This window comes from Streptomyces sp. ActVer (assembly GCF_027270795.1).
Lineage (GTDB): Bacteria > Actinomycetota > Actinomycetes > Streptomycetales > Streptomycetaceae > Streptomyces > Streptomyces umbrinus_A.
Genome location: NZ_JAPWHT010000471.1, coordinates 1 through 7,736 on the forward strand (window position 1 = coordinate 1; position 7,736 = coordinate 7,736).

The following is a 7,736-nucleotide window of genomic DNA, read 5'->3' on the forward strand; positions in this document are numbered from 1 at the left end:
GGCCCGAGGTCTCCACCCGGCCCGAGGTCTTCACCCGGCCCGAGCCCTCCGCCCGGCCGGAGGTTTCCATCCGGCCCGAGCCCTCCGCCCGGCCCGCGGCCGACGTCCCACCCGACGCCTCTACCTGATCAGCCTGCTGACCTTCCTGCTGACCTGCCTGATCCGATGCCTCGGGCGCACCCGTCGGCCCGTCCGGCGTCTCCGTCCGGTCCGGCGTTTCCGCCCGGTCCGTTCGGCCGTCCTGCGCGTCCACTCGGTCCTGTTCCTCCACCCGCGCGTGCGCCTCGGCCCGATCGATGCGTGCGGCCGCCGTGTCGGCGACAGACCCGGTGGTACGCCCCGGCTCACCGTCGGAGGCGGTGTCACCCGTGCCGGAGCCCGTGTCGTCGACGGTCACGCCTGCTGCCCTTCCGATCTGCCGCGGTCAGGTATCGACCGGCCTCAACTCTACGGCAGGTGTGCTCTGGCTCACTCCCGACCGCCGAGGCCGGACGGCCCGAGGCCCACTCCTCCCGCGTAGGTCCGGCGGCCCACCCCCACACGTACGGCCCGTACGCGCTCCTTGCTCACCACCAGGCACGAAGTGTCCCGCGCACCCCTGTGGGCACGTCCGTCACCGGTCCCCCGCGTCTCCCGTGTCGCCCGCCGGCCGCAGATGCACGATGTCCCCCGCGCCCACGGGCTGCTGCACGCCCTCCGCCGTGGCCAGGACCAGCCGTCCGTCGCCGTCCACGGCCACCGCCTCTCCGGTGATCGACTTGTCGCCGGGCAGTTCGGCCCGTACGACCCGACCGAGCGTGGCGCAGCCGGCGGCGTACGTGTCCTGGAGGCCGGACCTGGCCGGGTCGCCGCCCACGCTGCGCCACTTCTCGTACCACTGGCCGAGGGACCGGAGCACGGCCCGCAGGATCGTGTCACGGTCCGTGGTCGTCGCTCCCGCGAGGAGGAGCGAACCCGCGCCCGGCACGGGCAGCTCGTCCTCGCGGAGCGTGACGTTGATGCCGATGCCGACGACGACCGCGTCGGGTCCGGCACGCTCGGCGAGGATGCCGCCGGTCTTGCGTTCCTGGCCGTCCACCGTGACCAGCAGGTCGTTGGGCCACTTGAGTGCCGTGTCGACCCCGGCGGCGCGGGACAGCGCGGTGGCCGTCGCGACCCCGGCGAGCAGCGGCAGCCAGCCCCAGCGCTCGACCGGCACCCCGGTCGGTTTCAGCAGGACGGAGAAGAAGAGGCCGGAGCGGGCCGGTGCCGTCCACTGGCGGTCCAGGCGCCCCCGCCCAGCGTCCTGTTCCTCGGCGACGAGGACCGTGCCCTCGGCGAGTCCGTCGGCGCGGCCTGCCAGGTCGGTGTTGGTGGAGCCCGTCACGGGCACCACGTCGAGGGAACTCCACAGTCCCCCGTCTCGCACCAGGGCCCGGCGCAGAGAGGCGGCGTTGAGGGGAGGCCGGCCGAGGTCGGACCAGCGGCCCGACCTCGGCTCACCCGGCTCGTTGGACGGGTTTCCTTGTGCACCTGGTGGCGTCGTCATGCAACCCACCCTAGGTTTGACATCCTCCGTCCCGCAGAAGGGGACGGATTCCAGCCCTGACGGGCTGAGGTTCACGGGCGCTCGATCACTCTCGTGATGCCACCCCTCCGACATGTCCTGTCGCGACGCACTGATCGTACAGCGCGAAGGGGAGGGGTGTGTGGTAAACGCCGCACTGCCGAACGGTAGGCACGCCACTACGCTACGGATGAGTAGCCAACCCCCCTGCTGAGCACCGCCCAGCAGCGTTCAGCACGTCCGAAGCACCTCGTGTCACCTCACCCTCACGTCCCCACTGAGCAGGCAGGGAGCCGCATCCCGATGTCCGAGCCGGAACAGCAGCATGAGATCGACATCCACACCACCGCGGGCAAGCTCGCGGATCTGCGGCGCCGCATCGACGAGGCGACGCACGCCGGCTCGGCACGTGCCGTCGAAAAGCAGCACGCCAAGGGCAAGTTGACGGCTCGTGAGCGGATCGAGCTGCTGCTGGACGAGGGCTCCTTCGTGGAGTTCGACGAGTTCGCGCAGCACCGCTCGACGGACTTCGGCCTGGCGGACAACCGCCCGTACGGCGACGGGGTCGTGACCGGCTACGGCACGGTGGACGGACGCCCGGTCGCCGTGTTCTCCCAGGACTTCACGGTCTTCGGCGGCGCGCTCGGCGAGGTCTACGGCCAGAAGATCATGAAGGTGATGGACTTCGCGCTGAAGACCGGCTGTCCGGTCATCGGCATCAACGACTCGGGCGGCGCCCGTATCCAGGAGGGCGTCTCGGCGCTCGGCATGTACGGCGAGATCTTCCGCCGCAACACCCACGCCTCGGGTGTCATCCCGCAGATCAGCCTGGTCGTCGGCCCGTGCGCGGGCGGCGCGGTCTACTCCCCCGCGATCACCGACTTCACGGTGATGGTCGACCAGACCTCGCACATGTTCATCACAGGACCCGACGTCATCAAGACGGTCACCGGCGAGGACGTCGGCTTCGAGGAGCTGGGCGGCGCACGCACGCACAACGCTGTGTCGGGCGTGGCCCATCACATGGCGGGCGACGAGAAGGACGCGATCGAGTACGTCAAGTCGCTGCTGTCCTACCTCCCGTCGAACAACCTCAGCGAGCCGCCCGCCTTCCCGGAGGAGGCGGACCTGGCCCTGACGGACGAGGACCGCGAGCTCGACACGCTGATCCCGGACAGCGCGAACCAGCCGTACGACATGCACACGGTGATCGAACACGTCCTGGACGACGCCGAGTTCTTCGAGACCCAGCCGCTGTTCGCGCCGAACATCCTCACCGGTTTCGGCCGGGTCGAGGGCCACCCGGTGGGCATCGTCGCCAACCAGCCGATGCAGTTCGCGGGCTGCCTCGACATCGACGCGAGCGAGAAGGCGGCCCGCTTCGTCCGCACCTGCGACGCCTTCAACGTCCCCGTCATCACGTTCGTGGACGTCCCCGGGTTCCTCCCGGGCGTGGACCAGGAGCACTACGGCATCATCCGCCGCGGCGCGAAGCTGATCTACGCGTACGCGGAGGCAACGGTCCCGCTGATCACGGTGATCACCCGCAAGGCCTTCGGCGGCGCGTACGACGTCATGGGCTCCAAGCACCTGGGTGCCGACCTCAACCTCGCCTGGCCGACCGCCCAGATCGCCGTGATGGGCGCGCAGGGCGCGGTGAACATCCTGCACCGCCGCACCATCGCCGCGGCCCCCGCCGACGAGCAGGAGGCCACCCGGGCCCGTCTGATCCAGGAGTACGAGGACACGCTCCTCAACCCCTACACGGCTGCCGAGCGCGGGTACATCGACGGTGTGATCCTGCCGTCCGACACCCGCTCCCACGTCGTACGCGGCCTGCGGTCGCTGCGTACGAAGCGGGAGTCCCTGCCGCCGAAGAAGCACGGCAACATCCCCCTGTAGGACGCCGGTCGAGAGCAGACGAGTCGAGAGCGGGAACGTTCATGATCAAGGTAGTAAGGGGCAACCCGACCCCCGAGGAGCTGGCCGCCGCACTGGCGGTGGTCCAGGCCCGCGCCGCGGCGGCGGCAACCTCCCCGCCCGGCGCGCCCCAGGACCGGCCGGCCTGGTCCGACCCGTCCCGAGTGGCACAGAGGCGCCTGCCCACCCCGGGCCCGCAGACATGGGCCCGCACGTACTGGCCCGGTTAGACGGCCGCGCCCCTTCAGGGGTGCCGGGCTGTGACATATGCGGCTCCGCCGCGTGGGCGCGACCAGCCACACACGACCCGCGGTCAAAGAACCACGGCGACGGCTTCGGCCATCACCTCGTACCCGACATCATTCGGGTGCAGGTGATCGCCGAAGTCGTACGCACCACACAGCACATCCGGCGAGGCGGGATCGCCCAGGACCCGGTGGAGATCGACGACCGCGTCGTACTCCCCCGAGCAACGAATCCACTCGTTCAGCTCGTGACTCACCTTCGCCGCCCGCTCCCCCCAGTGATCGGACCCGCCGAAGGGAAGCAGGGTCGCTCCCACGGCCCGAACCCCCCGCTCCCGGGCCTGCCGTATCAACTCCCTGTGCCCCGCGACGAGTTCACTCACCTCCACGAGCGGCGCGGGCCGATAGGTCGGCTGCTCGTCCGTCTCGCTGAAGCCGATGTCGTTGAGCCCCAGCAGAACGACGAGCGTGTCGACGCCCGCGAGCGCGAACACGTCCCGCTCCACCCGCCGGACGCCCTTCTCCCCGTACCAGGCCGAGTCGTTGAGCAGCAGGTTCCCGCCGATGCCGGCGTTGAGCACGGGCCGCCCCGTGCGCTCGGCAAGGGCGTCGGACCAGCGCCGGTTCGCACCGGGCGTGGACCCGAACCCGTCGGTGATCGAGTCGCCGAACAGGGCCACGGCGTCCGTACGCCCCGCCGAGACGTCGACGCCGGACAGGAAGTACCAGGACTCGCTGACCTCGTCGAAGGCCTCGCCCCCGGTGTCCTCCAGGAGGTCTCCCGCGCCCCGGTAGCTGGTGGTGAAGGCCTGCGCGTGGAAGGTGGCGGGCCCGGTGACGGCGTCCAGATGGAGGGTGACCGTCACCGATTCGCCTGATTCCAGAGCGAGTTCGGCCGCGTCGCCGATGATCTCCCCGCGCGCGGGGACCTCGGCGGAGGCGGACCCCGCGAAGGTGAGCCGCCGGACCGAGTCCGGCCGCACGGCGGCTCCGCGGGCCGTACGGGCGACCGTCGCGCCCGCGATCCGGAGCGGCGAGGTCCCGTACGCGTTCGTCAGGCGGATACGGATCCGGTCGCCGCCCGCGCCGAGGCGGACGACCTGGCGCAGGGACTGACGCCAGAAGCCCTCCTGCGACCAGTTGGGCGTGAAACCCGTGCTGGGCAGCTGGGGCGAGGCGGTCCAGGCGGTGGTGAACACGGCACATCCCTCCCTGAGAGGATCAGGACCCGCTCCCTAATGGAATCAGAGTCCCTTTAGTGATGCCCGGAACGGTAGCAGGGAGGCAGGCCTTAATGAAACCCCAGACCCTTTTGCTCAAAATGAGTACGCGTACTCAGGCGCCCGCGCCCGCGGCGGAGTCACGATCGTTGGCATGCTGTGGTCCGACCCGGAGAACGAGCCGCCCAAGGAACTGCGTGACATGCAGGACATGTTGCGGCGGCTGGGCGTTCTCATGGCGCTGGCAGCGGTGCTCGCGATGATCGTGCTCGGCGTGATGTGAGCCGCCCCGGCCCCGCCGATACCCTGGCCGCATGACTGATCAGCCACGCCGCCGACTCGTCCTCGCCTCCCAGTCCCCCGCCCGGCTCGGACTGCTGCGCCAGGCCGGACTCGCCCCCGAGGTCATCGTCAGCGGGGTCGACGAGGACGCCGTGACCGCCCCGACCCCCGCCGAACTGGCACTCGCGCTGGCCGAGGCGAAGGCGTCCGTGGTGGCGGCGAGGCCGGAGGTCAAGGGCGCCCTGGTGATCGGCTGCGACTCGGTGCTCGACCTGGACGGCGACGCGCTCGGCAAGCCCGCCGACGCCGAGGAGGCGACCGCACGCTGGAAGGCGATGCGCGGCCGCGCGGGCACGCTCCAGACCGGGCACTGCGTATGGGACACGACGGCCGGGCGCCACACCTCGGGGGTCGCCTCCACCGTGGTCCGCTTCGGCGAGCCCAGCGACGCCGAGATCGCCGCGTACGTCTCCTCGGGCGAGCCCCTCCATGTCGCGGGGGCGTTCACGCTCGACGGCCGCTCGGCCCCGTTCATCGACGGCATCGACGGCGACCACGGCAACGTCATCGGGATCTCGCTGCCGTTGGTACGCCGTCTGCTGGCCGAACTGGGCGTCGGGATCACGGAGTTGTGGACCCCGCGCGAGAAGTGACGCGCGGGGCGGGACGGACGTGCCGGACCAGCGGTCAGGAAGTCGAGGGCGCCGGAGGCGGGATGACGGGCGTCCCGCCGCCACCCCCGTTCGCGGTGCCACCGTCCGTCGCGCCGCCGTCCGGCTTGGCGTCGTCCGGCCCGGCGTCGGAGACGGTGCCCTCGCGACGGTCGTACGTCATGAAGATGAGCACGATCAGCCCGAGCACCACCATCATGAAGACGAACGCTCCCCAGCCCACCAGGCCCACCGTGAACGCGCCGAGCAGGGCGTGCACCACCGCGGCGCTGAACAGCAGGATGCGGCCGACGCCGGCGGGGGCGCGGTCGCGCAGGGCCACGCGCAGCGCGACGACACCGCAGAGCGCGAAGTAGAGGCCGAAGAGCAGGCCGGCGACCTTCGACGACGTGGACATCACGTCCGAGTCGAGCCCCGCCAGGGACATGTCCTGCCGGTCTACGACGATCCCCATGAACCAGTTGACCAACGCGATGCCCATCGCCTCCGCGAAGAGCACGATCGCGGTCACCCATGCCACCGGTCTGCGCACCACCGGTCCCCACCCTCTTCCGACTGCCGCTCGACCAAAACTGCTGTTACCTCAAGTACTCCCACCCGCCGCCCGACCACCGCCCCTCAACGGGGCCCTTCGGGCCACAGACTTTCTTCAGCAGCCTGCACGCTACTAACGGGTAAACCGCGGGACAAGGGATCTACGGAGGGCAAAGATTCGTTGGGCCATTCGTAGGGACTCCACAAAGAAACGGAGTGGGGCGCAGCACGCTCTCACAGAGACCTTGGCCACATCGGAGGGCTAGGGTTCTTGGGAAGCCCCCTGCGTACCGCGGTGCGACAAGGGATTTCGCGGACGAGCGGGCCTCGTATCACGCTCCGTGTGGGCAAGCTCACCACCGGGGACGGGTCGATACGTCGTGTCGGCAGTCCCTAAACTCGGCTTGTTTCAAGGAGAGGGAGCCAACGTGCGCAAGGTGTTGATCGCCAACCGTGGCGAAATCGCTGTTCGTGTCGCCCGGGCGTGCCGAGACGCCGGTATCGCGAGCGTGGCGGTGTACGCCGAGCCGGACCGGGACGCACTGCATGTGCGGGCCGCGGACGAGGCGTTCGCGCTGGGCGGTGACACCCCCGCGACCAGCTACCTCGACATGGCCAAGGTGCTGCAGGCCGCCAAGGACTCCGGCGCGGACGCGATCCACCCCGGCTACGGCTTCCTTTCCGAGAACGCCGAGTTCGCCCAGGCCGTCCTGGACGCCCAGCTGATCTGGATCGGCCCGCCGCCGCAGGCCATCCGCGACCTGGGCGACAAGGTCGCCGCCCGGCACATCGCCCAGCGCGCCGGCGCCCCGCTGGTGGCCGGCACCCCGGACCCGGTCTCCGGCTCCGACGAGGTCGTCGCCTTCGCCGAACAGCACGGGCTGCCGATCGCCATCAAGGCGGCCTTCGGCGGCGGCGGGCGCGGCCTGAAGGTGGCCCGCACCCTCGAAGAGGTCCCGGAACTCTACGACTCGGCGGTCCGCGAGGCCGTCGCCGCCTTCGGCCGCGGCGAGTGCTTCGTCGAGCGCTACCTCGACCAGCCCCGCCACGTGGAGACCCAGTGCCTGGCCGACTCCCACGGCAACGTGGTCGTCGTCTCCACCCGCGACTGCTCGCTGCAGCGCCGCCACCAGAAGCTGGTCGAGGAGGCGCCCGCGCCGTTCCTCTCCGACGAGCAGGTCGCCGAGCTGTACTCCTCCTCCAAGGCCATCCTCAAGGAGGCCGGCTATGTCGGCGCCGGGACCGTGGAGTTCCTGGTCGGCACCGACGGCACGATCTCCTTCCTGGAGGTCAACACCCGCCTGCAGGTGGAGCACCC

Annotated in this window: 8 protein-coding genes and 1 pseudogene; 5 read left to right on the top strand and 4 right to left on the bottom strand. The window is 70.6% G+C overall.

From position 1 onward, the window contains the following. Window positions 1-397: pseudogene (locus O3Q52_RS44290) on the bottom strand (hypothetical protein); the annotation flags it as partial. A 216-nt stretch (window positions 398-613) separates the two neighbouring features. After that, entirely contained in the window at window positions 614-1,528 is a 915-nt protein-coding gene (locus O3Q52_RS44295) for a biotin--[acetyl-CoA-carboxylase] ligase (RefSeq protein WP_269654181.1), read from the bottom strand. A gap of 321 nt (window positions 1,529-1,849) precedes the next feature. Between O3Q52_RS44295 and O3Q52_RS44300 the strand changes: the two genes are divergently transcribed. Both O3Q52_RS44300 and O3Q52_RS44305 read left to right on the top strand, forming a co-directional pair. Continuing rightward, on the top strand, window positions 1,850-3,448 hold the full coding sequence (locus O3Q52_RS44300; RefSeq protein WP_189837323.1) for an acyl-CoA carboxylase subunit beta: 1,599 nt from the start codon (window positions 1,850-1,852) through the stop codon (window positions 3,446-3,448). Between the two features lie 41 nt (window positions 3,449-3,489). After that, window positions 3,490-3,696 (top strand): acyl-CoA carboxylase epsilon subunit, encoded by a 207-nt coding sequence (locus O3Q52_RS44305; RefSeq protein WP_269654182.1) that lies wholly within the window; start codon window positions 3,490-3,492, stop codon window positions 3,694-3,696. A gap of 83 nt (window positions 3,697-3,779) precedes the next feature. On the opposite strand, the gene O3Q52_RS44310 is transcribed toward O3Q52_RS44305, so the two are convergent. Continuing rightward, complete coding sequence (locus O3Q52_RS44310) at window positions 3,780-4,910, bottom strand: SGNH/GDSL hydrolase family protein (protein ID WP_269654183.1); 1,131 nt, start codon at window positions 4,908-4,910, stop codon at window positions 3,780-3,782. Between the two features lie 175 nt (window positions 4,911-5,085). On the opposite strand from O3Q52_RS44310, the gene mmpB reads away from it, so the two are divergent. Both mmpB and O3Q52_RS44320 read left to right on the top strand, forming a co-directional pair. Further along, complete coding sequence (mmpB, locus tag O3Q52_RS44315; RefSeq protein ID WP_269654184.1) at window positions 5,086-5,214, top strand: morphogenic membrane protein MmpB; 129 nt, start codon at window positions 5,086-5,088, stop codon at window positions 5,212-5,214. Between the two features lie 31 nt (window positions 5,215-5,245). After that, window positions 5,246-5,866 (top strand): nucleoside triphosphate pyrophosphatase, encoded by a 621-nt coding sequence (locus tag O3Q52_RS44320; RefSeq protein ID WP_269654185.1) that lies wholly within the window; start codon window positions 5,246-5,248, stop codon window positions 5,864-5,866. Window positions 5,867-5,900: 34 nt separating this feature from the next. On the opposite strand, the gene O3Q52_RS44325 is transcribed toward O3Q52_RS44320, so the two are convergent. Continuing rightward, complete coding sequence (locus O3Q52_RS44325) at window positions 5,901-6,419, bottom strand: hypothetical protein (RefSeq protein WP_269654186.1); 519 nt, start codon at window positions 6,417-6,419, stop codon at window positions 5,901-5,903. A 427-nt stretch (window positions 6,420-6,846) separates the two neighbouring features. Between O3Q52_RS44325 and O3Q52_RS44330 the strand changes: the two genes are divergently transcribed. After that, window positions 6,847-7,736 (top strand): biotin carboxylase N-terminal domain-containing protein (locus tag O3Q52_RS44330; protein ID WP_269654187.1); only part of this gene is annotated, 890 nt, incomplete at its 3' end.

Bases quoted from the DNA above. Each gene is read 5' to 3' on its own strand.
- O3Q52_RS44305 (WP_269654182.1), top strand. From the start codon at position 3,490: ATGATCAAGGTAGTAAGGGGCAACCCGACCCCCGAGGAGCTGGCCGCC.
- mmpB (WP_269654184.1), top strand. From the start codon at position 5,086: ATGCTGTGGTCCGACCCGGAGAACGAGCCGCCCAAGGAACTGCGTGAC.
- O3Q52_RS44300 (WP_189837323.1), top strand. From the start codon at position 1,850: ATGTCCGAGCCGGAACAGCAGCATGAGATCGACATCCACACCACCGCG.
- O3Q52_RS44320 (WP_269654185.1), top strand. From the start codon at position 5,246: ATGACTGATCAGCCACGCCGCCGACTCGTCCTCGCCTCCCAGTCCCCC.
- O3Q52_RS44295 (WP_269654181.1), bottom strand. From the start codon at position 1,528: ATGACGACGCCACCAGGTGCACAAGGAAACCCGTCCAACGAGCCGGGT.